The following is a 25,871-nucleotide window of genomic DNA, read 5'->3' as shown; positions in this document are numbered from 1 at the left end:
CATCCGCGTCCGTCACGGCGCGGTGACGTTTCATTCTCGAGTGTCAGTGTTCAGTGTCAATGTTCGGTTCCGGCGGCATCGTCCCTGCAGAACCGGACCTAGGTAGAAAGGTTCGGGCCATGGCCAACCTCTCAAAGAAGATTCTGGCCGGTGTCTCGGCCGTCGGGCTCAGTGCGGCACTGGTGTCGTGTTCCTCCGATGACGGAGGCGGCGACGACGGTGGCAACGGGGGCAGTGGCGGCTCCGACGGCCGTGGCCCCATCACGTTCGCGATGGGCAAGAACGACACCGACAAGCTCCGCCCGATCATCGACAGGTGGAACGAGGAGAACCCGGACGAGGAGGTGACGCTGCAGGAGCTCGCCGGCGAGGCGGACGCCCAGCGGGACACGCTCGTGCAGTCCCTCCAGGCCGGGTCCTCCGACATCGACGTCATGGCTCTCGACGTGGTCTGGACCGCACAGTTCGCCGCGCAGGGGTGGCTGGCACCGCTGCAGGACGATCTCGAGGTCAGCACGGACGGCCTGCTGGATGCCACGGTGGAGTCCGCGACCTACAACGACACCCTCTACGCCCTGCCGCAGAACACCAACGGCCAGCTGCTGTACCGCAACACCGACATGGTGCCGGAGGCCCCGGAGAACTGGCAGGACGTCATCGACTCCTGTGAGGAGGTCACCGCCGACGACAACAACTGCCTCATCACCCAGCTCAAGCAGTACGAGGGACTGACGGTCTCCACCGCAGGCTTCATGAACGGCTGGGGCGGCGGCATCCTCGACGACGAGGGCGAGGTCACGGTCACCTCGGACGAGTCCCGCGAAGGTCTCCAGGCCCTGGTCGACGCCTACGAGGACGGCACCATCTCCCGGTCCTCCACCGGTGCGTCCGAGGAAGAGACGAACCTGAGCTTCACCGAGGGTGAGAACGCCATGGCCATCAACTGGCCGTACATGTACGGGGAGGCGGAGGCCGAGGGTTCCGCCGTCGCCGGCAAGGTCGAGGTCCAGCCGCTCGTCGGCAAGGACGGTGTCGGTGTCTCCACCCTCGGCGGCTACAACAACGGCATCAACGTCAACTCGGAGAACAAGGCCACGGCCCTGGACTTCATGCAGTTCATCATCAGCGACGAGAACCAGCGGTCCTTCGCCGAGGAGTCCTTCCCGCCGGTGCTCGCCTCCATCTACGACGACGAGTCCCTCATCGAGGAGTTCCCGTACCTCCCGGCCCTGAAGGAGTCCCTGGAGAACGCGAAGCCGCGCCCGGTGTCCCCGTCCTACGACGCGCTGTCCAAGGCCGTCCAGGACAACGCCTACGCAGCCATCACCGGCGGCAAGAGCGTGGACGACGCCACCAGTGACATGGAGTCCGCGATCGCGAACGTGACCGGCTAAGACCGGCTCCACCTGCAGTCACGCCCGGCTGCCGTCCCCTGTCGACGGTATTCCGGGCGTCGTGCTTTACCGATAAGGTTCATCCTGTGACTTCCGCTCCCCCTCAGAAGAGACGTGATCTGCGAGCCCTGTGGTTCGTCGGCCCCAGCCTCGCGCTCCTCGCCGTCGTGATCGGCTACCCGATCCTGCGTGCGATCTACCTCTCCTTCCAGGCCGACCGGCACCTGGACCCGGACACCGGAATGTTCGTCGACGGCGGATTCGCCGGCCTCGACCACTACCTGTACTGGCTGACCCAACGGTGTCTGTCCCCGACCGGCGAGGCGACGACCTGTGCCCCGGGCAACCTGGCCACGGACTTCTGGCCCGCTCTGTGGGTCACCCTGTTCTTCGTGGTCGTCACCGTCGCACTGGAGACCGCGCTCGGTCTGTGGATGGCGATCACCATGTCGAAGACCTTCTGGGGCCGCAGCCTGCTACGCGCCGCCGTCCTGATTCCGTGGGCCATCCCCACGGCCGTGACCGCGAAGCTGTGGCAGTTCATCTTCGCCCCCAACGGCATCATCAACTCCCTGTTCGGCCTGGACGTCGCCTGGACGACCGACCCGTGGGCCGCCCGGTTCGCGGTGATCATCGCCGACGTGTGGAAGACCGCGCCGTTCATGGCACTGCTCATCCTCGCCGGGCTGCAGATGGTCCCCGGCGGGGTCTACGAGGCCGCCCGGGTGGACGGCGCGTCCCGCTGGCAGCAGTTCACCCGGATCACCCTGCCGTTGATCCGACCCGCCCTGATGGTGGCCGTGCTCTTCCGCACCCTTGACGCGTTGCGCATGTACGATCTGCCGGTCATCATGATCAGCGAGTCGACGAACTCGCCGACGGCGGTGATCAGCCAGCTGGTGATCACCGACACGAAGTCCGGCAACTTCAACTCCGCCTCGGCGGTGTCGACCCTGATCTTCCTGCTGATCTTCGGCGTCGCCTTCGTCATGGTGAAGTTCCTCGGTGCCGACGTGGCCGGAACCCAGAACATGCCTCGGTCGGCGCGGACCCGGAGGTTCCGGAGACGTCGGGCCCCTTCCGATCCCCCCGGCGTCGGCGCTGACCGGACCACAGCCCTGACCCCAGAAGAGACACCGGAGGGCACCCGATGATGAAGGTCATCCGCAACTACCTGCCCGTGATCATCATCCTGATCTGGGCGCTCGCCCCGTTCTACTGGATGGTGGTCACCGCGTTCCGCGACAAGGCGTACACCTTCTCCACAAATCCGGTACCCAGCCACCTCACCCTCGACAACTTCAAGGATGCACTCGCCACCGACGCCGGGAACAACTTCCTGCGCGCCATCGGCAACAGCCTGATCATCGGGGTCGCCACCACGGCCATCGCCCTGGTCGTCGGTGTCTTCACCGCCTACGCCCTGGCGCGTGTCGACTTCCGCGGCAAGGGGTTCGTCACCGGCATCATCCTCGCCGCGTCGATGTTCCCCGGGATCGCTCTGGTCACGCCACTGTTCCAGTTGTTCAGCAACATCGGCTGGATCGGCACCTACCAGGCACTGATCATCCCGAACATCTCCTTCGTCCTGCCGCTCACCGTCTACACGCTGACGTCCTTCTTCCGGGAGCTGCCCTGGAAACTGGAGGAGGCGGCCCGCGTGGACGGTGCGTCCCGCGGCCTGGCGTTCCGCAAGGTCATCCTGCCATTGGCGGCCCCCGCCCTGTTCACCACCGCGATCCTGGCGTTCATCGCCACGTGGAACGAGTTCATGCTCGCCAAGCAGCTCTCCACCACCTCCACCGAACCGGTGACCGTGGCCATCGCCCGGTTCACCGGTGCGAGTGCCTTCCAGTTCCCGTACGCGGCGACGATGGCCGCCGGTGCGCTGGTCACCGTCCCACTGGTGATCATGGTGCTGGTCTTCCAGCGTCGCATCGTCTCCGGGCTGACCGCCGGTGGCGTGAAGTGACCGGACAGACCCCGGACCTCTCCGAGTACCGTCGGCGGCGGACCGTCCTCGAGGCGGTCCTGGGGTTCCTGTCGTTCTTCACCGTCCTGGCTCTCGTCCAGGCGGTGTGGAACGTCCTGCAGGATGACCCGGCGGTGTGGCCCTCACTGCTGCTGGCAGGTCTCCTCCTCCCCACCTGGATGGTGTGGCGTCGGTGGCGCCGCTACGACTAGACGTCGGTGCCCCGGTAACGTGGAACCCACCATGACACCACTGCGCCGCACCGCCACCGTCCTGCTCGCCGGCCTCGGCACCGTCGTCCTCACCCCGGCCACCCCGGCTGCGCCGGACGTCCCGGACGCCGGCCCCACCGTGACCGTCACCGACCCCGACGGCGTCCTCTCCCCCTCCGGCGAAGACACCCTCACCACGGAGACACCCCGGATCGACCTTCCCGAACAGGTCCGGGACGTCACCTACATCGTTCTGGACTCCTCGGAGGACGGACTGGGCACCGACGAACAGTTCAACGACGGCATCCTCGACTGGGTCGGCGACCATGAGGAACGTCTCGTCCCCGACGGTACCGGGGAAGGTGCCACCTGGGCTCCGGGGAGCCTCATCGTCGCCGTCGGCGTCTCGTCACGGGGATACGGGGTGTACTGCGGTGACGATGTCTGCAGTGCCCTGGACCTCTTCGAGGGCAGCCACCTGGACCGGACGCTCGCCGACATGCGGCCCGCCCTGCAGCGCGGGAACTGGGCCGTCGCCATGCTGGACGGCGCCCGCACCGCCGCGGACCCGTCCCTCGTCGCCGAAGATTCCGGCCCCTCGCGGTCCCAGGTCCTCACCGGGGCCGGCGTGCTCGCCGTCGTCGGAGGCGGCGGGGCATGGTGGGCGGTCGCCGCCTACCGGAGGAAGAAGGCGGCCACCGCCCGCGGACAGTACACCGAGATCAGTGACCGGTACGCCGATGTCGCGCTCCGACTGGACCAGATCGACGTACGGGCGAACTCGCTGACCTCGCCCATCGCCGACGACGAACTGCGTCGACAGTGGCAGGAATGCCGCGACTCCTTCCTCGCCGTCGACACCGCGCTCTCCTCGACGGGCCTGTCGCAGGAGTCCGACGACAACGCCTTCCGCTCGCATGCCACAACCCTCGCCGACGCGCACCTGGCGATGACCAGGACGGTCCGGGCGGAGGACACCATCGACCGGATCTTCGCCATGGAACACGGTGACGCCGGTGTGCGTCGCAGAGAACTCACCGCACTGGCCGAGGACGCCACCTCCGCCCGCGCGGGCACGACGTCGACCGTCCTGCAGGAGATGCTGTCCGACATCGTCACGGAGATCGACGCACTGTCCGGTGACCTCGACGCCCGGGACTTCATGGACCGTTACGCCACCACCGTCCGCTCCTACGGGCACGTGCTGTCCCTGGTCCGGGAGCAGGAGATGAGCGAACTCTCCATGGACGCCGAGGAGCGTCACGCACCCCGGATCTACGACACCGGGTACCGGGTCGGGGCCGGGTACGGGAACTGGATCCCCTTCGCCCTCATCAGCTCCTGGCACTCCGCGGACGTCCAGGCAGCCCAGAGTTCCTCGTCCTCCGGAACGAACGTGTCCTTCAGCGGTGGTTTCGCCGGCGGCGGCGGGTCGGCGCGGTTCTGACGCCTCAGGCGCGCCCGAGCACCCGGTGGATCATCAGGGCCACGTACTCACGCAGGTACGCCGCAGGCAGGGACGGCTTCGGCGTCGGCGCCCCCAGCACCACCGCGTCGAAGGGCCGCCCGTCGGTGCCCCGCTCCTCCCGGAGCATCTCCACGATGCGTTCGGTGCGCATCACGTGGAAGTCCGAGGTGCACACCACCACGGTCGGGTCCTGCACCCCCTGCCCGGCGAGCAGGTCCAGGCTGAAATGCAGGTTCTCCGTGGTGTCGGTCGCCTCACGTTCCTCCAGGACCACCTCGCGGGGGAAGCCGCGTCCGGCGATGTAGCGGTGCATCGCCTCGGCCTCGGTGCAGGGCTCGTCGTCGCCGCACCCGCCGGAGACGATGAGCGGCGCACCGGTCGTCGGGTCGGCCTGCTCCAGGGTGCGCCAGGCGGCGGCACCGCGGTCACAACGGCAGGCGAGCAGGGCGCTGACCCGGTCCCCGGCCAGGCCCGCGCCCAGGACGACCACCGCGTCCGCCTCCGACGGTGCCCGGCGGTGCCGTCCACGGCGGACCTGCACCAGGAACTGCACCATCGACCCCACGGCCGCGAACCACAGGAGCACGCCCAGGGCACCGAGCACGGTGAGGACGATGAGAGCGTCGGTGACCCCCTCGCCCCCGACCCCTCCGCCACGCCACCCGTTCCAGGCGCACAGCGCGAGTACCGCGCTGCCCAGCCCCAGGGTCAGCATCATCGCCGCGGCGACGACGGTGCTCAGGTGGAACCAGCCCCGACCGTCGACGCCAGGTAAGGCGTCCCCCATCCACCGGGCGACGACCCAACCGACCCCGGCAACCACGAGCTGCGAGAACCCCCACGCCAGCCACACCGGAAGCGGGAACCCGCCCCCGTGCGCGGCGACGATGAGCCACGCCCACGACAACTCGGCGACCAGCAGCACCATCAGCCCGTTGCCACCCCACCGGGAACGCGACTTCACGCTCCACGCGGTGGCCCCGGCGATCAGCGCCACGAGAAGCGTGACGAGCAGAATCCCCGACATCCTCAGATTCCTCCCGGGCGCCCGCCCCCTACTCGCCCATCAGCTGCTGCTTGAGACGGTGGTCCTTCTCCAGGACCTCGTCACGCATCCGCTCCTGGTAGGCGACCATGCCCTCGAGCAGGCGCGGGTCCGCCACACCCAGCATCCGCACCGCCAGCAGCCCGGCGTTCTTCGCGCCGTCGATGGACACGGTCGCGGTGGGCACCCCGGCCGGCATCTGCACGATCGACAGCAGCGAATCGAGCCCGTCCAGGTTCTTCAGGGCACGCGGGACACCGATGACCGGCAACGGTGTCGCCGCGGCGACCATGCCCGGCAGGTGTGCGGCACCACCGGCGCAGGCGATGATCACCTTCACCCCGGTGGTGTGCGCGGCACGCGCATAGTCCAGCATGCGTTCCGGGGTCCGGTGCGCCGACACCACACCGATCTCCATCGGGACACCGAACTCCGCCAGGACCTGCGCGGCGGGTTCCACGGTCGGCCAGTCGGAGTCCGACCCCATCACGATGCCGACGAGGGGGGCCGGTCCGGTCATGTTCTCTGCGCTGCTCTCGGAAGTCACGCAGGCAACTCTACCCGGCCGTGACCACCTCCGGGGCGCTCAGGAGTCCGTCCAGTGTGCGGTCACGAGGAAGTCCGACGCCAGGCGCGCGTCACGGCGCAGCGCCTCGACCGCCTCCGGCGTCGCCGCGGTGCCCAGCGGCAGGGACATGTTCACGTGGCCGATCTTGCGCCGCGGCCGCCAGTCCTTGCCGTAGAGGTGGATCTTCGCCGCCGGGAACCGGCGCCACACCTCGTCCATGCGCCGCGGCATGGGCATCCCCGGGTCGGCGGTGTCGTCGCCGAGGACGTTCGCCATCACCGTCGTGCCGGTCAGCGGTGCCGTCGACCCGAGCGGCCGGTCCAGGACGGCCCGCAGGTGCTGCTCGAACTGACTGGTCACACACCCGTCCTGGGTCCAGTGGCCGGTGTTGTGCGGGCGCATCGCCAACTCGTTGACGATGATCTCCGGCTGACCGGCCTCGTCGACGGTCTCGAAGAGCTCGACGGCGAGGACACCGGTGACACCCAGCTCCGCGGCCACCTGCCGGGCCAGTTCGTGAGCCTGGTCGACGACGCGCCGCTGCCCCTCCGACTCCACCGGCGCCGGGGACACCGCGAGGTAGCAGATCCCGTCGGCCTGCACCGACTCCACGACCGGCCACGAGGCGACCTCGCCGGAGGGCGTCCGGGCGACCATCGCGGACAACTCGCGGACCAGCCGCACCTTCTTCTCCGCCATCAGCGGCACGCCCTTCGCGAGCAGGTCCTCGACCAGCTCGGCGGTCTCCCCCCGCGAGTCCGGGAACCACACCCCCTTGCCGTCGTACCCGCCCCGACGCGCCTTGAGGCAGACCGCGCCGTCGGTGGCGTCCCAGAACCCGGTGGCGTCCTCCACGGTCTCCACGGCGAGGAACGGCGGCACCGGTGCGCCGATCTCCCGCATTCGCCGACGCATCACCAGCTTGTCCTGCGCGTTGATCAGCGCGGACGGCTGCGGCTGCACGTTGACGCCCTCGGCGATGAGGCCCTCGAGGTAGGCGTTGGGCACGTGCTCATGGTCGAAGGTCACCGCGTCCGCCCCCGCGGACACCGCCCGGACGACCTCTTCCCCGGTGTAGTCACCCAGCCACACGTCCGCGGTGGCCTGCGCCGCCGACGCACCGGTCGACCCGGCGAGCAGCCGGACGGTGAGGCCGAGTTCGATGCCCGCCTGCTGCATCATCCGGGCCAACTGGCCGTCACCGATGACGGTGACCAGCGGCATGTCCGGGGAATGCGCCTCCGGCCGCGCGTGTGATCGGTCCAACGGTTCTTCCGGGGCTTTCTGCGCGTCAGTCACGGTGGTTCAGTATAGCGGCCGTGGCAGGTGCACCGGGATACGGGAATGGAGCAGGCGGGCGAACTTCTTCGTGAAGGGCACGTCCCGCAGCACCAGCGGCCGGCCGCCGCCGCGCAGGAACACCCGCACCTCCGACTTGTGCGTCCGCACGTCCACGATCTGCGCCAGCGGCACCTCCCCGACGTGGCTGCGCATGTGTCCGGTGGCGGTGATCAGCCGGGAGTCCGTGAGGATCATCCTGCTGCGGGTCCGGAACAGCAGGTGGCGCAGGCACCGGCGCCAACTCAGCCAGACCCACAGCACCAGGACGAGCCGGCGCGCCCACAGTGCCGCGGTGGCGGTACCGGCGTCCGCGTCGCCGACCAGCTGCGGTACCTCTGCCACGTTGTCGGGCACGTACCCGGCCCAGGTGGTGGCCAGACCCCCCAGGTAGGAGTCGAGCAGCCCGACGACGAGCCACACGATCCCCGTGAGCACCACCATCTCCAGGACGGGGAACAGGGTGCTGCGTCGCGAGGGGCTCAGCTCGGCGAGGACCTCCTCGTCCGGGGCGAAATTGATCTTCGGCACGACAGTGACCCTAGCCTGCCGGGTCCGGGTCGGGCAGCGTGGCAGGGACGGGACGCAGGTGGACGACGTCGCCGGCGGTGACCGTACGACGCTGCCCCCTCTCCGTCTCCAGCACCAGGCCACCCTGCCCGTCGAGGTCGACGGCGGTGCCGGTGAGTTCCTCGCCGTCCGGCAGTTCGGCGCGGACCCGCGTGCCCAGCGTCGCCGACAGTTCCCGGTAGCACCGACGCAGCCGGTCCAGGTCCGCGCCACCGCGCCGCCACGCGGTGTCGGCGGCGATGATCCGCGCCAACTCGGCGGCGGCGAACGCCTCCCGGTCCTCCACCGAGTCCAACCTGGCCCCCTGCGAGGTCAGGGAGGTCCCCGCCTCGATCCCGGCGTCGGTGAACTCCGCGTCGGTGATCGACGCGTTCACCCCCACACCGACGACCACCGCCACCGGGTCGAGGCTCACCGCCTCGACGAGAATGCCGGCGAGCTTGCGGTACCCGTGCGGGGTGCCGTCGGTGCCGTCGCTCACGATCACGTCATTGGGCCACTTCAGGCGCGCGTCCACCCCGGTCTCCCGGGCCGCCTCGGCGACGGCCACCCCGATCAGCAGCGGCAGTTCCCCGAACCGTTCGGGCGGGACGTCCTGCACCGACGGACGCAGCAGGACGCTCATGATCACCTGCGCCCCCGCCGGTGCCGACCAGCGGCGCCCCAGGCGGCCACGGGCCGTCACCTGCTCCTCCGCCACGATCACGGTGCGGTCGGCGAGGCCCGGGTCGGCCCGGAAGGCGTCCGCCAGATCGGCGTTGGTCGACCCCGTCGTCCCGACGACGGTGACCGGGCCGGGGCCGCCGGTCGTGTCGTCCCCGTCGTGCGAGCACTGCCGGGCGAGCGCGGAGAATCGGGACGGGTCGAAGGGGGCACGGGAGTCGGTCATGGGCACAAGGATAACGCCCCCACGCGCACGGGCGACCTCTGTGGCGACGCCCGGACCGTTTCCTCCTAGACTGTAGGCCATGACTTCACCCACCCCCGCCCCCCGCCAGGTCGACACGTCTACCACCGCAGGGAAACTCGAGGATCTGCGGATCCGTCTCGAGGAGACGTCGGCCCCGGTCGGCGAGGACGCCGTCGCCACCGTCCACGGGTCCGGACGGCTCACCGCCCGCGAGCGGGTCGAGCACCTCCTCGACGACGGGTCCTTCGTCGAGATCGACGCCCTGGCGCGCCACCGCGCCAACGCCTACGGCATGGACCGGTCGCGCCCGGTGTCCGACGGTGTGGTCACCGGTTACGGCACCGTCGACGGCCGTCAGGTCTGCGTCTTCTCCCAGGACGGCACCGTCTTCGACGGCACCGTCGGCGAGGTGCACGCCGAGAAGCTGGTCAAGGTCATGGAGCTCGCCCTGCGCTCGGGGGTGCCGCTGGTGGGCGTGCATGACTCCACCGGTGCGCGGGTGAAGGAGGGTGTGGTGTCACTGGGCATGGCGGCGCGCCTGTACCGGCTGCGTACCCGGATGTCCGGGGTGGTCCCCCAGATCTCCGTGATCGCCGGGCCGACGGCGGGCACCGAGGCGCACCAGCCGGTCCTCGCCGATGTCGTCGTCATGGTCGAGGGCACCTCGTCGCTCTACCTCACCGATCCGGAGATCACCCGCCGGGTCGTCGGTGAGGACGTCACCGCCGACGACCTCGGCTCGGCCACCACCCACGCCGCCGTCACCGGCACCTCCCACCACACCGCGGCGGACGACCGCGCGGCGCTGGACTTCGTGCAGACGCTGCTCGGCCAGCTCCCGTCCAACAACCGGTCCACGGTGCCGTTCGCCGGGGGCCCGGACACGGATCCCTCCGTCGTGGAACGGCTGGACTCCGTGATCCCCGACTCCCCCCTCGCCGGCTACGACGTCGCCGACGTGCTCGCCGGCATCGTCGACACGGACTCCTTCCTGGAGCTGCAGCCCGACTTCGCGGACAACATCCTCACCGGATTCGCCCGCATCGGCGGCCGCGGCGTCGGCGTCGTCGCCAACCAGCCGACGGTCCTCGCCGGCGCACTGGACGCCGCCGCCGCCCAGAAGGCCGCGCGGTTCATCCGCACCTGCGACGCCTTCAACCTCCCCGTCGTGTTCGTCGTCGACTCCCCCGGGTTCCTGCCCGGCAGCGACGAAGAGCGCGGCAGCCTGCTCCGCCGCTCGGCGTCGCTGCTGTACGCCGTGGCGGAGGCGAGCGTCGGCATCGTCACCGTGGTGACCCGTAAGGCCTACGGGACGTCCTACATCGCGCTGGGCTCGAAGAACATCGGCGCCGACCTCGTCTTCGCCTGGCCGAGCGCCCAGATCTCCAACGCCGACGCCGGGAACACCGTCGCCGCCGTCCACGCCGACACACTCGCGAAGGCGGAACGACGCCGGAAGGACGTCGCCGCCCTCACCGTCGAGCTCACCGACGAAGTGGAGAAGAACCTGGTCAACCCCTACGCCGCTGCCGAGCGTGGCTACGTCGACGCGGTGATCCCCCCGTCCCAGACCCGCGCCCGCGTCATCGACGGACTCGGCCTGCTGGAACGCAAGGTCGTCGACTCGCCCGCCCGCAAACACGGCAACCTGCCGCTGTAGGAGGAGAATCCATGACTGACGCTGTGACCGACCCTGTGACTGACCCAGCCGGCTCTTCCGTCCCGTTCACCGTGGTGAAGGGCCGTCCGGACGACACCGAGACCGCGGCCATCGGCCGCGCGCTCGCCTTGGTCGTCGCCGAAGCCGCCACCTCCACCGCGGCCGCCGACCCGCGGGACGTCGCCCGCCACCGCGCCCGCACGACGTCCCGCGGCCTGTTCGGCTCGCCCGCCGAGCAACTCGCCCGGCCACGGAACTTCAACCCGACGGGCTTCCGTGGCTGACGACCGCCGCGCCCGCCTCATCCTGGCGTCGTCCTCCCCGTCCCGGCTGTCCGTGCTCCGTTCCGCCGGTGTGGAACCCGAGGTCCTGGTCCCCGGTGTGGACGAGGACGCCGCCACCACCGACCTGCGCTCCCGGGTTCCCGACCCCACACCGGCCCAGGTCGTCTGCCACCTGGCACAGACGAAGTCGCAGGCGGTGCACACCCAGTACGCCGACCGTGTCGACGGTGCCAGCGTCATCATCGCCGCCGACTCCATGCTGTTGCTCGGCGGGGAACTTCAGGGCAAACCCCTGACCGCCGAACGCACCGTCGAACGATGGCGCCAGCAACGCGGTGCCGCGGCGACGCTGATCACCGGGCATGCGGTGACCTGCCGCGGGCGTACCGTCACCGGTGCCAGCGAGACCGTGGTGCACTTCGCCGACGCCTCCGACCGCGACATCGAGGCCTACGCCGCCACGGGCGAACCGCTCCAGTGTGCCGGGGCGTTCACCCTTGAGGCCCTGGGTGGCTGGTTCATCGACCGGATCGAGGGGGATCCGTCCAGCGTCATCGGGCTGTCCCTCCCCCTGGTCCGGCGGACACTGGCAGGGTTCGGGTTCGACGTCTCGGACTTCTGGAACCGGTAGTCCCCGCCTGCCCGGTCCGTACCGACGACCATACGACGGCGGGTGCCGCACCACCCTCGGTTCCGGCGTCCCCGGGGATTTTCGCCCCGGTTTCCCGGGACAGTCGCGAGTCAACGCCCCGCGGACGCTAGACTTCATGTGACGACATGAAAGGCGGTGCCCTCACCCGTGGGAATCGAACTGGACCCCAGCCCGAATCTTCGGCAGTACGCCCATCCAGGCAAGCTCGTGACGAGCTCCTGGCTCGGCGCGAAACTGGGTGGCCCCGGGTTGAAGGTGGTGGAGTCGGATTCCGACCCCATCCTCTACAACATCGGCCACCTGCCGACCGCCATCCGCATCGACCTGCACGAGGACCTCGGTGACCCCGTCACCCGGGACTTCCTCGACGGGGAGGGCTTCGCACGCCTCATGGACGCCAAGGGGATCACCCGGGACGACACCGTGGTGCTCTACGGCGATGACTCGAACCTCTGGGCGAGTTACACGCTCTGGGTCTTCGAGTTGTTCGGCCACCCGGACGTCCGGCTGCTCGACGGCGGCCGTGAGGCGTGGATGCAGGACGAACGCGAGACGTCCTACGACGCCCCGCCGGAGCCCACCACCGGCTACCCGGTGGTGGAGCGCGACGACGTCTCCCACCGCATCTTCGTCGACGAGGTGCGCTCCCGGCACGAGCAGCTGCAGTTGGTCGACCTGCGCGACCCCGAGGATTTCATCGGCATCCGTCCCTCGGAGTACGGCAGCCCGGCCGAGAGCGCCGAGCCGTCCGACAACGCCGAGGCGACGTCCCACATCCCGGTGTGCCGCAGCGGTCACATCCCCGGGGCGGTGAACATCCCGCAGCGTGCGACGCTGCATCCGAACCACCGTTTCCGCACGCGTGACGAGCTTGACGGGATCTTCTCGGCCCTGGACGCGTCCGGTGTCACGGTGCCCTACTGCCACGCCGGCGAAAGGGCGGCGCACCTGTGGTTCGTGCTGCACCACCTGCTCGGCTGGGACGACGTCCGTGCGTACGACGGCTCGTGGGTGGAGTGGGGCAACATGGTCCGGATGCCGATCGCGACGGGTGCCTGAAACATTCCGTCTGTGACCGACGCTGGTTGACGTAGTAACGTCGTAGAGTCTTGTGTGAGTCACGTAGGTGACCTGTTGTTGATGAGGAGTGAACGTGCCGGTAGAGACCCGGAAGTTGTCGAAGGTGCTGATCGCCAACCGTGGCGAGATCGCCGTCCGGGTGATCCGGGCTGCCCGGGACGAGGGGATCGCCTCCGTCGCCGTGTACGCCGGGCCGGACGCCGACGCCCCCTTCGTGCGCATGGCTGACGAGGCCTTCGCCCTGGGCGGCTCCACCCCGGCGGACTCCTACCTCGACATCGGCAAGGTCGTCGACGCCGCGGTGCGCTCCGGTGCGGACGCGGTCCACCCCGGTTACGGCTTCCTCTCCGAGCGGGCCGACTTCGCCGCGGCCGTCGTCGAGGCCGGACTGACCTGGATCGGCCCGTCCCCGAGCGCCATCGCCGAGCTCGGTGACAAGGTCACCGCCCGCCACTACGCGCAGAAGGTCGACGCACCCATGGTCCCCGGCACCAGCGAGCCGGTCGCCGACGCCGAGGAGATCATCGCCTTCGCCGACGAACACGGCCTGCCCGTCGCCATCAAGGCCGCCTTCGGCGGCGGCGGTCGCGGCATGAAGGTCGCCCACTCCGTCGACGAGATCCCGGAGCTCTTCGACTCCGCGACCCGTGAGGCCGAGAAGGCGTTCGGCCGGGGCGAATGCTTCGTGGAGCGGTACCTGGACCGTGCCCGGCACGTGGAGTGCCAGGTGGTGGCGGACGCACACGGCAACGTCGTGGTGGCGTCGACCCGCGACTGCTCGCTGCAGCGTCGGTTCCAGAAACTCGTGGAGGAGGCCCCCGCGCCGTTCCTCACCGCGGAGCAGGACGAACGCCTGCGCAGTTCCGCCAAGGACATTCTCCGCGCCGCCGGCTACCAGGGTGCCGGGACGGTGGAGTTCCTCATCGGTTCCGACGGCCTGATCTCCTTCCTCGAGGTCAACACCCGCCTGCAGGTCGAGCACCCCGTCACCGAGGAGGTCGCCGGCTGGGACCTGGTGCGTGAGCAGTTCCGCATCGCCGAAGGCCGCGAGCTCTCGCGCACGAGTGACCCGGAGTTGCGCGGCCACTCCATCGAGTTCCGGATCAACGGCGAGGACGCTGCGGCGAACTTCATGCCCGCCCCCGGCGTGCTGGCTTCCTACCGTGAGCCGTCGGGCCCGGGCGTGCGGGTGGATTCCGGGGTGGAGCAGGGCGCCGTCGTCGGCGGCCAGTTCGACTCCATGCTCGCCAAACTCATCGTCACCGGTGAGGACCGCGAGCAGGCGCTGGCCCGCGCCCGCCGCGCCCTCGACGAGTACGTCGTCGAGGGTCTCCCCACGGTGATCCCCTTCCACCGGGCCGTGCTGGACGACCCCGCCTTCACCGGTGACTCGCTGGACGTCTACACCCGCTGGATCGAGGAGGAGTGGGACAACCGGCTGGCACCCGCCGACGACGCGACGGCCTCCGCCGGGGCCGAGGCGGCCGACGCCGTGCCCGCCCGCCGTATCGCCGTGGAGGTCGACGGTCGTCGGGTCGAGGTCGCCGTGCCGGGAGACCTCGTCGGGACCGGCGGCACGCGCCGTCGTGCCCGCAAGAACACCGGTCGCCGTGAGGTCAAGGTCTCCGGCGACACGTCGGTCGCCCCGATGCAGGGCACCGTGGTCACCGTCCTGGTCGAGGACGGCACGGAAGTCGCCGAAGGTGACCAGCTGCTGGTCATCGAGGCGATGAAGATGGAGAACGCCGTCAAGGCGCACAAGGCCGGCACCGTGTGCGAGCTCGGCGTGTCCGCCGGGGACGGTGTCACCAAGTCGCAACCGCTGCTGAAGATCGTCTGATGGTCGACCGGTTCAGCAGTTTCTTCCGTTCCGGCCGCCAGGGGCGGTCGGGCGGGCAGGGCCGGGGGTACGTCCTCTCGCTGGACCAGGGCACGACGTCCACCCGCGCGATCGTCTTCGACGCCGCCGGGGCGGTGCACACGGTCAGCCAGCTGGAGCACCGGCAGATCTTCCCGAAGCCCGGGTGGGTCGAACACGACCCGGAGGAGATCCGGCTCAACGCCCGCCGCGTCATCGCCGACGCCGTGGCGCGGGCGGACATCGGCACCGAGGACCTCACCGGGCTCGGCATCACCAACCAGCGGGAGACGACGGTGGTCTGGGACCGGGAGACCGGCGAACCCGTCTACAACGCCATCGTGTGGCAGGACACCCGCACCGGCGACTTCTGCTCCCGGCTCGACGCCGAGCACGGTGAGCTCTTCCGCGAGCGCACCGGTCTGCCCGTGTCGACCTATTTCGCGGGACCGAAGATCCGCTGGATCCTCGACAACGTCGACGGCGTGCGGGAACGCGCCGAACGGGGCGAGCTCGCCTTCGGGACGATGGACACCTGGATCATCTGGGAGCTGACACGCCGTTCACGGCGCAGCCCCGCCAACCGTCGCCACCGCGTCCGGCACATCACGGACGTCACGAACGCCTCGCGCACCATGCTCATGGACCTGCGGACCCAGAAGTGGGACCCGGAGCTCTGCGAGGCGATGGGTGTGCCGATGTCGCTGCTGCCGGAGATCGTCAGCTCCTCCGAGCAGGTCGGACGGGTGCAACGTTCCGGTCCGGTGAACAACGTGACCATCGCCGGGATCCTCGGCGACCAGCAGGCCGCGACCTTCGGGCAGGCCTGCACCGAGCCGGGTGAGGCGAAGTGCACCTACGGCACCGGCAACTTCCTGCTGATGAACACCGGCACCACCCTGGAGACGTCCTCCCACGGTCTGCTCAGCACCGTGGCCTACCGGCTCGGGAACCAGCCGACCGTGTTCGCCCTGGAGGGCTCTGTCGCGGTGACGGGCTCGCTGATCCAGTGGCTGCGCGACAACCTGGGCCTCATCTCCTCGTCCTCCGAGGTCGAGGGCCTGGCCCGCAGCGTCGAGGACAACGGTGGCTGCGTGGTGGTCCCGGCGTTCTCCGGCCTGCTGGCGCCACGCTGGGCACCGGATGCGCGAGGCGTGATCGCCGGGCTGACCCGCTACGTCACCAAGGCCCACATCGCCCGTGCCGCCCTGGAGGCGACCGCCTTCCAGACCCGCGAGGTCGTCGACGCGATGAACGCCGATTCCGGGGTCCCGCTGACACACCTACGCGCCGACGGCGGCATGGTCGCCAACTCACTGCTGATGCAGTTCCAGTCCGACCAGCTGGGCGTGCCGGTCACCGTCCCGAAGATCACCGAGACCACCGCGTTGGGGGCCGCGTACGCCGCCGGCCTGGCGACCGGCTTCTTCGACGACGTCGGCGAGATCCGCCGACTCTGGCAGGAGGAGCACTCCTACTCCCCGGACGTCTCCGCCGCCGAACGGGACGGCGCCTACGCACTGTGGAACAAGGCCGTCGGGCGGACACTCGACTGGGCGTAGGGGCATCTGTTCTACACTGGGTCCCATGTCCCGTGACCCCCGCGACCCCGCCGCCGGAGTCGTCCGTGTCGGCGACGCCGACCGCGAAGCCGCGCTGTCCGTCCTCGCCGTCCACTTCGCCGACGGCCGCATCACCCTGACCGAGTACGACGAGCGGTGCCGGGACGCCGCCGCGGCGCAGACCCGCCGGGAGCTGGACGTGCTGTTCACCGACCTGCCGACGTTGCCGAACCAGCCCGGCCCGCCGGGGCAGTCCGTCGCACCGGGGACGGACGTCTCGGTCTACTCCGCCGGGGAACTCGCCGAGCAGCACCGGCGGGGATCACGGCCACGGGCCGGGATCATGGCCCTCACCACCCTCGGAGCCTTCGGCGGGGCGATCGCCGTGAACGGCGCACTCTCCCCGATCATCCTGCTGCTCATCCCGGCGATGGCGGTCCTGCTGTACGTGCTGAAGATCGGCCCGGAGTCCTGGCACACCCCCAGTCCGGAGGCGTTGGAGCGTGCCCGGGTGCGCCGGCTGCGCCGCGAGCACCGGCTGGCGTTGGAAGAGCAGCAGCATTCCCAGCAGCTCGCACTGGAGGAGCAGAAGGCCCGCCGCAAACTACGCACCTCCGAGATCACCGGTGACGCGATGGACTTCGCCCAACGGGCGATGAAAGGGGCGGCCGGTCGCTTCGGCCGCGACGGCGGGAAGGCCGGTGGCCGCTAGTCGGTGAAGGAGCCCCGGCCCTGGTGTCCGGGGTGCCCTGAGCCGGCCGGCAGTCCGAACCGGGCGAACTGGTCCACGACGCCGGCGAACATCCGGATGCCCACCGGCAGACAGGCCTCGTCGAGCACGATGTTCGGCTGGTGCAGGTCCGGCTTCTCCCCAGAGCCGGTCCAGGCACCCAGCCGTGCCATGGCACCGGGGACGTGCTCGAGGTACCAGCTGAAGTCCTCGCCACCGGAGGACTGCGGTGCCTCCTGCAGGGCGTGCGGGTCGACGTCCTTCACCGCCTGCGCCATGATGGCGGTGCAGGCGTCGTCGTTGGTGACCGGTGGGACACCCTTGGTGTACCTGATTTCCGCGGTGGCTCCCGTCGGAGCCAGGATCTGCTCGACGAGACGGGGGAACACCGTGTCGAGTTCACGCCACACGGTCGGGCTGCCGGTGCGCAGCGTCCCCAGCAAGGTGGCCTCCTGGGGGATGGCGTTGAACGCCGACCCCCCGTTGACGGCGCCGAACGTCAGGACCGTGCCGGTACGCGGGTCCACCCGCCGCGACAGCAGACCGGGCAGCTGGGTGATCAGCAGGCCGACAGCGTAGATCACGTCAGCGGTGAGGTGCGGGCGACTGGTGTGCCCGCCGGGGCCGCGCACGACGAGTTCGACGACATCGGTGGCCGAGGTGATCGCACCGGTGCGTACCCCGATCTGCCCGGCGCGCAGTTTCGGCTCCGCGTGCACCGCGAAGATGTGGCTGACACCGTCCAGTGCACCGGCGCGGATGACGTCGGTCGCCCCGCCGTCGAGCACCTCCTCGGCAGGCTGGAAGATGCACCGTACCTGCTGGCCGAGCCCGTGTTCCCGGTCGTACTCCGCCAGGGCGCACGCCAGGCCGAGGACCACGGTGGTGTGGATGTCGTGACCGCAGGCGTGCATCACCCCGGGGGTGCGGGAGGCGAAGTCCAGCCCGGTGACCTCGGTGAGGGGGAGGGCGTCGATGTCGGCGCGGAAGGCGACGGCGGGTCGGCCGCCGTCCCCGCCGATGTCGACGGTGACCCCGGTGCCCGGCAGGCGGCGGGGGGTGAGCCCCGCCTCCGTCAGCTTCTCGACGATGAACTGTGTGGTCCCGGTCTCCTGGTGGGACAGCTCCGGGTGGGCGTGCAGGTGGCGTCGCCAGCCGAGCACCGTGTCGTGGTTGTCGACGGTCCAGGCGGCGACGGCGTCAACCACCGGGACGGAGTCGGCGGAACCAAGAGTGCTCACTGCAGCGGTGCTCCTTAGTGAAGACGAGAGGGAGGGAGGACGTTCGGGCAGGTCCGGTCCGGTCCGGGGACCGGAGAGAAGGCCGTTCCCGGCCATCTTAGTCACCCCACCCCCGCGGACCCACCACGGGTGGCATCAGGCCCACGGCGGTGGCTCCGCGTCCTATGCTGGTGCCATGGTTGATTCAGTGCCAGACACCGCCACTGCCACCGGCACCGCTGCTGACGCCGCCGCCGAACTCGCCCGTCGGACGGGCCGCGACGCCCACGACGTCGCCGTCGTCCTCGGGTCCGGGTGGCGTCCTGCGGCGGACGTGCTCTGCGGTGGCGACAGTAAGGACGGTGAGGGCAGTGAGGGCGTGGTCGAGTTCCCTGTGTCCGACCTCCCCGGCTTCCTGCCGCCGACCGCGGAGGGGCACGGCGGGACCGTCCGCAGTCTGGAGGTCGGGGGCCTGCGGGTACTCGTCCTGCTGGGGCGCACGCACGCCTATGAGGGACACCCGCTGTGGCGGACCGTGCACGCGGTACGCACCGCGGCTGCGGCCGGGGTCCGACGGCTCGTCCTCACGAACGCCGCCGGTGGGCTCACCGAGGGGATGACCGTCGGCGAGCCGGTGCTGATCAGTGACCATCTCAACATGACCGCACGCACTCCCCTCGTCGGTGCCGACTTCGTGAACCTGGTGGACGCCTACTCCCCCACACTGCGTGCGCTGATGCAGGAGCTGCGACCGGGCATGCGGGAGGCGGTGTACGCGATGATGCCCGGACCGCAGTACGAGACACCCGCGGAGATCAGGATGCTGCGTACCCTCGGCGCCGGACTGGTCGGCATGTCCACGGTGTACGAGACCATCGCCGCCCGGGCCGAGGGCGTCGAGGTACTGGGCCTGTCCCTGGTGACGAACCTGGCTGCGGGGGTCACCGGTGAACCGTTGAACCATGAGGAGGTCCTCGCCGCCGGCGCCGCCTCCGCCACGGAGGTGGGGACCCTGCTGAGGACACTGCTGGAACGCCTGGCCACGGAGGAGGAGCGATGAGAGGGGTACTGAGGTTCGGGACCGCGGGCCTGCGTGCCCCGGTGGGACCGGGGCCGGACCGGATGAACGTGTCGACGGTGACGCGGGCGACCGGTGGCGTCGCCGCCTGGCTGCGTGCCCGGCACACCCGCGACACACCGGTGAGCGTCGCCGTCGGGTACGACTCACGGTACGGGTCCCACGCCATGGCGCGCGCGGCGGCCGAGACGTTCGCGGGTGCGGGGTTCGACGTGACGTTGATCGCGCACCCCGCGCCGACGCCCGTCATCGCGTGGGTCGTGAAGCACCGGGGACTGGATGCCGGCGTCCAGATCACCGCCAGCCACAACCCCAAGGACGACAACGGCTACAAACTCTTCCTCGCTGGAGGGTCCCAGCTGGTCAGTCCGGCGGACCGTGAGATCGAGGAGTTGATCGACCGGCAGCCGGACGCACCGGACGTCCCGCGCTCCACCACCGTGTCGCTCGACCTCGGCGCGGTCGACGGGTACGTGTCGGCCGTGGCTGCCCCGCTGTCCTCCGGTGACGGGCAGGTGCTGGCGGCGCGGCGCGACCTCACGGTGCTCTACACCGCGCTGCACGGCGTCGGCGGCAGCACCCTGGAGGAGGCGTTCCGGCGGGCCGGCTTCCACCGTCCCGACACCGTCGTCCCGCAGCGCTGGCCTGACCCGGAGTTTCCCACCGTGGACTTCCCGAACCCTGAGGAGCCCGGAGCCTGCGACCTGCTGCTGGCCCAGGCTGGCGCCGCTGCCGCATCGGGGAACGGCCCGGACCTGCTCATCGCCCTGGACCCGGACGCCGACCGCTGCATGATCGGCGTCCCTGACCCCGACGCGGCCGCAGGCTACCGCATGCTGCGCGGTGACGAGACCGGGCCGCTGCTGGCGCAGCGTGCCGTCGCCGTCCGCTCCCACGGCGACGGACCGGCGTCGGTCGTCGCGACGACGGTGGTGTCGTCCAGCCTGCTCGGGCGCATCGCCGGCGCCCGGGGGTGGGATTTCCGTGAGACGATGACCGGTTTCAAGAACCTCGCCCGCGCCGCCGATGATGCGCCCGGTGACCTCGCCTACGCCTACGAGGAGGCCATCGGGACGTGCCCCTTCCCCTGGATCGTGGGCGACAAGGACGGTTTCGCCACCGCGTTGCTCGCCGCCACCTGGGCGGCGGAGCTCAAGGCGCAGGGTGGGTCCCTGCAGCAGGAGCTCGACCGACTGGACGAGGAGTTCGGCCCGGTACGCACCGCCCAGATCCCCGTACGCTGTGACTCCGCCGCGGACGCCGCTCAGCTCGTCGCCGACTGGGCACAGTCACCCCCGGACGCGCTCACCTCGGGGAGGCCCGTCACGGCAGAGCCGTTGGACGGGGAAGACCCGACCTCCGGTGTGCGGGTGACGTGGACGATGGGGCCGACGGGAACGACGGGAACGACGGCGACTGTCGGTGCCCCTGGCCTGGCCTGCCGCGTGGTGGCACGCGCCTCCGGGACGGAGCCGAAGGCGAAGTTCTACCTCCAGGTCGCCGGGGGCGTCGGCACCGACGTCGCTGACGTCGTCGCGGCTCTGGAGGGTCTCGCGGCGGTCGTCCGGGGATAACCCGCAGCGGGGAATAGTTCCCGTCCGGCCCCGGACCGTACCCGTGGTCAGATAGAATCCCGGCTGAAGATTCCCTGACGTCACACCGAGAGGTACCTGCACATGCGTTCAGCTCTGCGCACCACCGCTGCCGCTGTCGCCGCAGTCACAGCCCTGTCGCTCACCGCCTGCGGTGACGACGGCGGCAGCGACGACGGCAACGACACGGACCCGGCCTTCACCACACAGTCCTCGGACATGTCCGCCACGGAAACCACGGAGCGTTCGACGACGGGCTCCGGCACCGCGGAGACCTCCGACGCATCCGACGCATCCGACGCATCCGAGACGTCTGGCGAACCCTCGCCACAGCAGACGGCAGCCGACGGGCACAGCGGCGATGTCGAGGTCACGGTGACTGCGCCGGACAGCGGCTGGCAGAACATCATCAAGACCGGACAGACGACCTACGAGATGACCTCCGACTACGCGTCCCAGCGCTCCGCGACGACCCTGCCGGCCGTCAGCTGGAAGCCCGCCGACACGCTCAAGGACTGCTCCACCGTTATCAGCTACCTCAGCGAGGACGGGACCGAGATCGCCCAGTACCGGACGACCGACTGCTCCAGCTCATCACCGGAAGGCTCGTCGGCCAAGAACTACGAGTGGCTGGACAGGAGCCCTCTGCCGTCGCAGGGCAGCGAGGTCCCGCTCACCGTCCGGGTCACCGTGGAGTCCGGCGACGGGGAAACCGCGGAAGGAACGACGGTCATCACCCTGCGGAATCCGAACAACTACCGTAACTAGCGCCCATCGGACAGATCGATGTTGCGCGGGCCGTAGAGCCGGTCTCCGGCGTCCCCCAGACCCGGGACGATGTAGGCGTTGTCATCGAGCTCCGGGTCGATGGTGGCGGTGACCAGTCGCTTCACCGGGTACCCGGAGGCCCGTACCGCCTCGACGCCCGGTACCGCCGACACCATGCAGACCACCACGATGTCCGTCGCGCCCCGCTCGGTGAGCAGACGCAGCCCGTGCAGCAGTGACCCACCCGTGGCCAGCATCGGGTCGACGAGGAAGACGGTCCGCCCCGACAGGTCGTCCGGCAGCGCCTCCAGGTACGGCACCGGCTCGTGGGTCGCCTCGTCACGCGCCATGCCCAGGAATCCGACCTGGGCGTCCGGGATCATCGACAGCGCGGGGTCGATCATGCCCAGTCCGGCGCGGATGATCGGCACGATGATCGGCGGATCAGCCAGCCGTCGTCCTGTCGCCGGTGCGACCGGGGTCTCCACCACGAACTCCTCGGTGGCCAGGTCCCGGGCCGCTTCGTAGACCAGCATCGCCCCGAGATCCGCCAGCGCGCCCCGGAAGGCGACGTTGTCGGTGCGCGCGTCCCGCATGATCGTCAGCCGGGAGGCGGCGAGCGGGTGGTTGACCTCGATGATCTCCATGGCCGCCGAGTCTACCGAGTCCACCGGCTCCGTCGTGAATCCGGCAGACCGCGAAGAATTCCCGCACTGTCACGGGAACCTCCGGGGCCCCCGGGGAGTCTCTCTCACCATGGCAATCGAAAAAGCGTCCCCGACCGGACCGGCGGCGGTACTCACGGCCGACGCCGAGGCTCTCTCTTCTGTGGCGTCCCGCGTCGACGACCTCGCCGACCGGCTGTCCACCTGCGGCCCGTCGCGCCCCGCCGTCCTGCCCGCCGTCGTGCCCCAGGCCGCCCGACTCGCCGCGGTGCTTGCGCAGGCGCGTGGCCGCCAGACGGACCGCCTCGCCGGCTTCGCCGGGTTCTACCGGACGAGTGCTGCGGCCCTGACCGCCACGGCCCGTGGCCTGGCCGCCACCGAAGAGGACTCCGTCAACTCCTTCCGGACGCTGCACGCCGGGAGTGTCGGATGACGGACCTGCTCGCGCTGGTCGAACCCGTCCGGAGGCTCGTCCCCGACAGCGCCTCCGCCGGTCTCCACCCGTTGTCGGTGCTGACGGGGGCGGGAACGGGCCTGTCCGACACGGTCGTCACCGACCTGATCCGGCGCATCCCGTCCGAGGTGGACGCCGTCCTGGGTGGCACCGCCGGCACAGCAGCCGTTCAGCGCCTGGCTGCGGCAGGGAACGACACCGCAGAACTCCTGCGCTCGTCCGCCGAGATCGATGCCGTCGCCCGGGACGGGGCCGCCGCCGTCGACCGCGCGGCCGCGGACATCCTCGACATCGCCGGACAGTGCATCCGCCATCTCGTCGGCTCCGTGGTCGGTGCGCCGCTGTCTCCCGCCGCCCCCGTCGCGGCACTGCAGATCGCATGCACGTACTTGGCCCGCGCCCAGGCCCGGCTGGAGGACTTGGGCGCCGAACTCGAACCGATGATCGCTCGCGTGGAGGCTGCGGACACCGCCCTGCCGACAACTCCGACGGGGCCTACAGCGCAGGAGGCGCCGGCTGCGCCTCCGTCGACGGCCTCCGCACCGGGGGCCGCGTCCGAATCCCCGCCCACGGCGGACGCGTCCGACGACGCGGTGCCCGGGGCACCGACCCCGCAGGCCGCGGCCGCAGTCGACGCCGCGACATCGGCGCTCGGCACCCCGTACGTGTGGGGCGGGACGTCCCCGTCGACCGGGGTGGACTGCAGCGGGCTGACCCAGTGGGCCTACGCGCAGGCGGGCGTCGACATTCCGCGCACCGCCGACCAGCAGGCCGTCGGCACCCGGGTCAGCGCCGACCAGCTCGCCCCCGGCGACCTGGTGGTGTGGGACGGGCACGTCGCCATGGTCACCGGGGACGGCCAGATGATCGAGGCCGGCGACCCTGTCCAGATCAACCCGGTCCGGACAGAGAACATCGGCATGGGGTTCCTCGGTTTCTACCGCCCCACCGCCTGACCAGAGGAGAACACCCATGCCTGCCCGACGCGGCCTCGCCCGGATCACCACCGCCCCACCAGCCCCGGACTACAACGTCCAACAGTTCCTCGGTGCCCCGCCACCGACGGTGCCGCCCGTACTCAAGGCCGAGTTGTTCTCGCCGCCGGGCGCACACGGTGGTGCGGTCATCGACCACGGTCGTCCTTCCCGCTAAAATCTGACGTCATGGCAGACAACGGAATCGTCACCCTCGAGCTCGAGACAACCGCCGGCACGTACTACACGCTCTGGGCCCCGGGCTGGGTCTCCCGTGGCGAACAGTGGCAGGCATTCCTCGGCGACGACTCCGGGGTTTTCGCGTTCGAGTCGCCCGCCGCGCTCCTTGCCTGCATCACGGCGTCCTCCGCACACGACTTGGCTTCGCACCCCGACTGGCGGGCGTTCATGGACGGTGCCGAGACCAAGGTGACGCCCCGCAAGGGTGGCACGATCAACCTCGTCGAGCTGCCGGACAACCTCGCCGGCCGTCCTTCCTTCGAGAACACCCGGACGGTCTCCAACGCCTTCCAGGTCCTGCGGTCCTTCGGGACGGTGTGCGGAATCGACCGGATCAACCGGTGGTTCCGGTCCTACTCCGTACTGTCCAACGTCAGCCGGGGCCAGGACCACTACGCCGGCGAGAACGGGCTCGCCGAGTGGTCGAGCGTGGGGTACACGGTGCGCGACAACTGGGTGGAACTGCTCGACGCCGTCGACGCCGCCCTGGTCACCCCCGACCTCGGGGAGGATGCCGACCGCCTCGTCGCGGAGGCCCAGGAACGCATCGACGCGGCGGACGCCGCAGCGACCGCGGTCACCCCGGACGCCCCGGACACGTCCTCGCTGGACGAGGCGGACGTGACCGGACCGGCAGGATCGGCGGCCGCGTCCTCCCCCGCAGACGGCGCCGACGAGACCGGCGACGCGGACAACGACCCGTACGACTCCACCCCGTGGGGCAACGCCGGCATCGACCCGATCCGGGTCACGGTGGACGGGACCACCGTCTACACACTGCGGTGCTACGTGGGGAACCGCTCCCCGGTCTTCCTCGGCCACCGCGGCGAGATCAACACCTTCACCTCGGCACGCTCCCTGGTGCGCTGGATGGTCGACGCGAAGGACCATGACCTCGCCGACATGGAGACCTGGGGTGACCTGGTGACACTCGCCAACGCCGGCGAGCTCGAGGTCGACGTCCACCCGTCCAACGTCTACGGGTTCACCGGCCTGCACGGCGACATCGCCGCCGGCGTGGACGTCGTGGACACCGAGCAACTCGGCCGGGCGTACGAGCTGCTCGCCGACGCCGCCGACTGGGCCCAGGACGACGGCGTCAACAAGGTTCTTCTCGCCTACCCCCGTCTCCAGGACTACATCGCCTACATGCTCGGGTCGCCGTCGGCGGCGACGCCGACCGCCCCCTTCGACGAGGAGGCGAACGGCTGGACCCAGCTGGAGGAGAACCTGACCGCCCGCTTCACGAAGTTCTGACGGTGTTCTGACGGTGTTCTGACGGTGTTCTGACGGCTCACGGCGCCCACGCCGTGGCGTCGTAGCCGAAGCGCCCGGCGCAACACCTGCGTCGGGCCGGGGACACGGAGTTGTCCGGCCGGGGGTCGGATGACATCTGTCCATGTTCCGCCGCCTTCCGGGTGCCCCACGGCACTGCTGGCCTCGTTCTGTCATGTCCCGTCCCAGGGAGCACTAGTGACGGCACCGAAAATGTCTTGACGAACAAACATTCGAACGGTATCGTCGACATCGCGGAGATGATGTATGTAGGGCGGGACTACGAGAACACATGTTCACCG

The 25,871-nt window shown here is 70.1% G+C and carries 26 protein-coding genes; 19 read left to right on the top strand and 7 right to left on the bottom strand.

The genetic code is table 11. The annotated features are described in order from the left end of the window. Positions 1-119: 119 nt before the first annotated feature. From PQI66_RS07685 to PQI66_RS07665, 5 genes are all read left to right on the top strand, one after another. A complete protein-coding gene (locus PQI66_RS07685; protein WP_339997231.1) occupies positions 120-1,394 on the top strand; it encodes an ABC transporter substrate-binding protein in 1,275 nt (424 codons plus the stop codon). Positions 1,395-1,513: 119 nt separating this feature from the next. Next, positions 1,514-2,548, top strand: a complete 1,035-nt coding sequence (locus PQI66_RS07680; RefSeq protein ID WP_445228016.1) for a carbohydrate ABC transporter permease — start codon at positions 1,514-1,516, stop codon at positions 2,546-2,548. Then, positions 2,548-3,366 carry a carbohydrate ABC transporter permease gene (locus PQI66_RS07675; RefSeq protein WP_339997672.1) on the top strand — a complete coding sequence of 273 codons (819 nt, stop codon included), beginning with the start codon at positions 2,548-2,550 and terminating at the stop codon, positions 3,364-3,366. The genes PQI66_RS07680 and PQI66_RS07675 overlap by 1 nt, the downstream gene beginning before the upstream one ends. Then, positions 3,363-3,578 carry a hypothetical protein gene (locus tag PQI66_RS07670; RefSeq protein WP_339997228.1) on the top strand — a complete coding sequence of 72 codons (216 nt, stop codon included), beginning with the start codon at positions 3,363-3,365 and terminating at the stop codon, positions 3,576-3,578. The genes PQI66_RS07675 and PQI66_RS07670 overlap by 4 nt, the downstream gene beginning before the upstream one ends. A gap of 31 nt (positions 3,579-3,609) precedes the next feature. Beyond that, positions 3,610-5,025 carry a DUF5129 domain-containing protein gene (locus PQI66_RS07665; protein WP_339997226.1) on the top strand — a complete coding sequence of 472 codons (1,416 nt, stop codon included), beginning with the start codon at positions 3,610-3,612 and terminating at the stop codon, positions 5,023-5,025. Between the two features lie 4 nt (positions 5,026-5,029). Here PQI66_RS07665 and PQI66_RS07660 read toward each other — a convergent pair whose 3' ends face one another. The 5 genes from PQI66_RS07660 to PQI66_RS07640 form a co-directional block, all read right to left on the bottom strand. Next, positions 5,030-6,073 (bottom strand): YdcF family protein, encoded by a 1,044-nt coding sequence (locus PQI66_RS07660; RefSeq protein ID WP_339997224.1) that lies wholly within the window; start codon positions 6,071-6,073, stop codon positions 5,030-5,032. Positions 6,074-6,101: 28 nt separating this feature from the next. Beyond that, complete coding sequence (gene purE / locus PQI66_RS07655; protein ID WP_339997670.1) at positions 6,102-6,611, bottom strand: 5-(carboxyamino)imidazole ribonucleotide mutase; 510 nt, start codon at positions 6,609-6,611, stop codon at positions 6,102-6,104. A 66-nt stretch (positions 6,612-6,677) separates the two neighbouring features. After that, positions 6,678-7,958: a 5-(carboxyamino)imidazole ribonucleotide synthase gene (locus PQI66_RS07650; protein ID WP_339997223.1), complete on the bottom strand. Its 1,281-nt coding sequence runs from the start codon at positions 7,956-7,958 to the stop codon at positions 6,678-6,680. A gap of 6 nt (positions 7,959-7,964) precedes the next feature. Continuing rightward, complete coding sequence (locus tag PQI66_RS07645; RefSeq protein WP_339997221.1) at positions 7,965-8,528, bottom strand: hypothetical protein; 564 nt, start codon at positions 8,526-8,528, stop codon at positions 7,965-7,967. A 10-nt stretch (positions 8,529-8,538) separates the two neighbouring features. Continuing rightward, positions 8,539-9,456 (bottom strand): biotin--[acetyl-CoA-carboxylase] ligase, encoded by a 918-nt coding sequence (locus PQI66_RS07640; RefSeq protein ID WP_339997219.1) that lies wholly within the window; start codon positions 9,454-9,456, stop codon positions 8,539-8,541. Positions 9,457-9,535: 79 nt separating this feature from the next. Here PQI66_RS07640 and PQI66_RS07635 point away from each other — a divergent pair, with 79 nt between their 5' ends. The 7 genes from PQI66_RS07635 to PQI66_RS07605 all read left to right on the top strand — a co-directional run bounded on the left by PQI66_RS07635 (position 9,536) and on the right by PQI66_RS07605 (position 17,285). After that, a complete protein-coding gene (locus tag PQI66_RS07635; protein ID WP_339997217.1) occupies positions 9,536-11,137 on the top strand; it encodes an acyl-CoA carboxylase subunit beta in 1,602 nt (533 codons plus the stop codon). Between the two features lie 11 nt (positions 11,138-11,148). Continuing rightward, positions 11,149-11,421 (top strand): acyl-CoA carboxylase subunit epsilon, encoded by a 273-nt coding sequence (locus PQI66_RS07630; RefSeq protein WP_339997215.1) that lies wholly within the window; start codon positions 11,149-11,151, stop codon positions 11,419-11,421. Positions 11,422-11,440: 19 nt separating this feature from the next. Further along, positions 11,441-12,052, top strand: coding sequence for a Maf family protein (locus PQI66_RS07625; protein ID WP_445228015.1), 612 nt, complete (start codon positions 11,441-11,443; stop codon positions 12,050-12,052). 168 nt (positions 12,053-12,220) lie between these two features. Continuing rightward, positions 12,221-13,132, top strand: a complete 912-nt coding sequence (locus tag PQI66_RS07620) for a sulfurtransferase (RefSeq protein WP_339997213.1) — start codon at positions 12,221-12,223, stop codon at positions 13,130-13,132. A gap of 94 nt (positions 13,133-13,226) precedes the next feature. Continuing rightward, complete coding sequence (locus tag PQI66_RS07615; RefSeq protein ID WP_339997212.1) at positions 13,227-14,993, top strand: acetyl/propionyl/methylcrotonyl-CoA carboxylase subunit alpha; 1,767 nt, start codon at positions 13,227-13,229, stop codon at positions 14,991-14,993. After that, complete coding sequence (glpK, locus tag PQI66_RS07610) at positions 14,993-16,573, top strand: glycerol kinase GlpK (protein ID WP_339997211.1); 1,581 nt, start codon at positions 14,993-14,995, stop codon at positions 16,571-16,573. The genes PQI66_RS07615 and glpK overlap by 1 nt, the downstream gene beginning before the upstream one ends. Before the next feature lie 25 nt (positions 16,574-16,598). Then, the gene (locus PQI66_RS07605) at positions 16,599-17,285 is read left to right on the top strand and encodes a DUF1707 SHOCT-like domain-containing protein (RefSeq protein ID WP_339997209.1); all 687 of its coding nucleotides are present in this window, start codon (positions 16,599-16,601) and stop codon (positions 17,283-17,285) included. On the opposite strand, the gene PQI66_RS07600 is transcribed toward PQI66_RS07605, so the two are convergent. Further along, complete coding sequence (locus tag PQI66_RS07600; RefSeq protein ID WP_445228011.1) at positions 17,282-18,544, bottom strand: amidohydrolase; 1,263 nt, start codon at positions 18,542-18,544, stop codon at positions 17,282-17,284. The genes PQI66_RS07605 and PQI66_RS07600 overlap by 4 nt on opposite strands. Before the next feature lie 175 nt (positions 18,545-18,719). On the opposite strand from PQI66_RS07600, the gene PQI66_RS07595 reads away from it, so the two are divergent. The 3 genes from PQI66_RS07595 (at position 18,720) to PQI66_RS07585 (ending at position 21,961) form a co-directional block, all read left to right on the top strand. Next, positions 18,720-19,583, top strand: a complete 864-nt coding sequence (locus tag PQI66_RS07595; RefSeq protein ID WP_339997207.1) for a purine-nucleoside phosphorylase — start codon at positions 18,720-18,722, stop codon at positions 19,581-19,583. After that, positions 19,580-21,175, top strand: coding sequence for a phospho-sugar mutase (locus PQI66_RS07590; RefSeq protein WP_339997205.1), 1,596 nt, complete (start codon positions 19,580-19,582; stop codon positions 21,173-21,175). Before PQI66_RS07595 ends, PQI66_RS07590 begins: the two co-directional genes overlap by 4 nt. A 102-nt stretch (positions 21,176-21,277) precedes the next feature. After that, positions 21,278-21,961 carry a hypothetical protein gene (locus PQI66_RS07585; protein ID WP_339997203.1) on the top strand — a complete coding sequence of 228 codons (684 nt, stop codon included), beginning with the start codon at positions 21,278-21,280 and terminating at the stop codon, positions 21,959-21,961. Here the strand turns inward: PQI66_RS07585 and upp are convergent. Further along, positions 21,958-22,608 (bottom strand): uracil phosphoribosyltransferase, encoded by a 651-nt coding sequence (upp, locus tag PQI66_RS07580; protein WP_339997201.1) that lies wholly within the window; start codon positions 22,606-22,608, stop codon positions 21,958-21,960. The two genes, PQI66_RS07585 and upp, sit on opposite strands and share 4 nt — an antisense overlap. Before the next feature lie 109 nt (positions 22,609-22,717). Here upp and PQI66_RS07575 point away from each other — a divergent pair, with 109 nt between their 5' ends. From PQI66_RS07575 to PQI66_RS07560, 4 genes are read left to right on the top strand one after another with little or no spacing between them, the layout of a single operon-like run. Beyond that, on the top strand, positions 22,718-23,059 hold the full coding sequence (locus PQI66_RS07575; RefSeq protein WP_339997200.1) for a hypothetical protein: 342 nt from the start codon (positions 22,718-22,720) through the stop codon (positions 23,057-23,059). Then, positions 23,056-24,036: a C40 family peptidase gene (locus PQI66_RS07570; protein WP_339997199.1), complete on the top strand. Its 981-nt coding sequence runs from the start codon at positions 23,056-23,058 to the stop codon at positions 24,034-24,036. The genes PQI66_RS07575 and PQI66_RS07570 overlap by 4 nt, the downstream gene beginning before the upstream one ends. Before the next feature lie 16 nt (positions 24,037-24,052). Next, entirely contained in the window at positions 24,053-24,232 is a 180-nt protein-coding gene (locus tag PQI66_RS07565; protein ID WP_339997198.1) for a hypothetical protein, read from the top strand. 11 nt (positions 24,233-24,243) lie between these two features. Beyond that, complete coding sequence (locus PQI66_RS07560; RefSeq protein WP_339997196.1) at positions 24,244-25,551, top strand: hypothetical protein; 1,308 nt, start codon at positions 24,244-24,246, stop codon at positions 25,549-25,551. Positions 25,552-25,871: the final 320 nt, after the last annotated feature.

The organism is Corynebacterium sp. USCH3, assembly GCF_037619475.1.
Lineage (GTDB): Bacteria > Actinomycetota > Actinomycetes > Mycobacteriales > Mycobacteriaceae > Corynebacterium.
This window is presented reverse-complemented; position numbering and strand designations above follow the sequence as displayed.

What these genes read in the sequence shown, in the direction of transcription:
- PQI66_RS07685 (WP_339997231.1), top strand. Translation starts at nt 120, where the DNA reads ATGGCCAACCTCTCAAAGAAGATTCTGGCCGGTGTCTCGGCCGTCGGG.
- PQI66_RS07675 (WP_339997672.1), top strand. Translation starts at nt 2,548, where the DNA reads ATGAAGGTCATCCGCAACTACCTGCCCGTGATCATCATCCTGATCTGG.
- PQI66_RS07665 (WP_339997226.1), top strand. Translation starts at nt 3,610, where the DNA reads ATGACACCACTGCGCCGCACCGCCACCGTCCTGCTCGCCGGCCTCGGC.
- PQI66_RS07660 (WP_339997224.1), bottom strand. Translation starts at nt 6,073, where the DNA reads ATGTCGGGGATTCTGCTCGTCACGCTTCTCGTGGCGCTGATCGCCGGG.
- purE (WP_339997670.1), bottom strand. Translation starts at nt 6,611, where the DNA reads ATGACCGGACCGGCCCCCCTCGTCGGCATCGTGATGGGGTCGGACTCC.
- PQI66_RS07640 (WP_339997219.1), bottom strand. Translation starts at nt 9,456, where the DNA reads ATGACCGACTCCCGTGCCCCCTTCGACCCGTCCCGATTCTCCGCGCTC.
- PQI66_RS07635 (WP_339997217.1), top strand. Translation starts at nt 9,536, where the DNA reads ATGACTTCACCCACCCCCGCCCCCCGCCAGGTCGACACGTCTACCACC.
- PQI66_RS07630 (WP_339997215.1), top strand. Translation starts at nt 11,149, where the DNA reads ATGACTGACGCTGTGACCGACCCTGTGACTGACCCAGCCGGCTCTTCC.
- glpK (WP_339997211.1), top strand. Translation starts at nt 14,993, where the DNA reads ATGGTCGACCGGTTCAGCAGTTTCTTCCGTTCCGGCCGCCAGGGGCGG.
- PQI66_RS07605 (WP_339997209.1), top strand. Translation starts at nt 16,599, where the DNA reads ATGTCCCGTGACCCCCGCGACCCCGCCGCCGGAGTCGTCCGTGTCGGC.
- PQI66_RS07595 (WP_339997207.1), top strand. Translation starts at nt 18,720, where the DNA reads ATGGTTGATTCAGTGCCAGACACCGCCACTGCCACCGGCACCGCTGCT.
- PQI66_RS07590 (WP_339997205.1), top strand. Translation starts at nt 19,580, where the DNA reads ATGAGAGGGGTACTGAGGTTCGGGACCGCGGGCCTGCGTGCCCCGGTG.
- PQI66_RS07585 (WP_339997203.1), top strand. Translation starts at nt 21,278, where the DNA reads ATGCGTTCAGCTCTGCGCACCACCGCTGCCGCTGTCGCCGCAGTCACA.
- upp (WP_339997201.1), bottom strand. Translation starts at nt 22,608, where the DNA reads ATGGAGATCATCGAGGTCAACCACCCGCTCGCCGCCTCCCGGCTGACG.
- PQI66_RS07575 (WP_339997200.1), top strand. Translation starts at nt 22,718, where the DNA reads ATGGCAATCGAAAAAGCGTCCCCGACCGGACCGGCGGCGGTACTCACG.
- PQI66_RS07570 (WP_339997199.1), top strand. Translation starts at nt 23,056, where the DNA reads ATGACGGACCTGCTCGCGCTGGTCGAACCCGTCCGGAGGCTCGTCCCC.
- PQI66_RS07565 (WP_339997198.1), top strand. Translation starts at nt 24,053, where the DNA reads ATGCCTGCCCGACGCGGCCTCGCCCGGATCACCACCGCCCCACCAGCC.
- PQI66_RS07560 (WP_339997196.1), top strand. Translation starts at nt 24,244, where the DNA reads ATGGCAGACAACGGAATCGTCACCCTCGAGCTCGAGACAACCGCCGGC.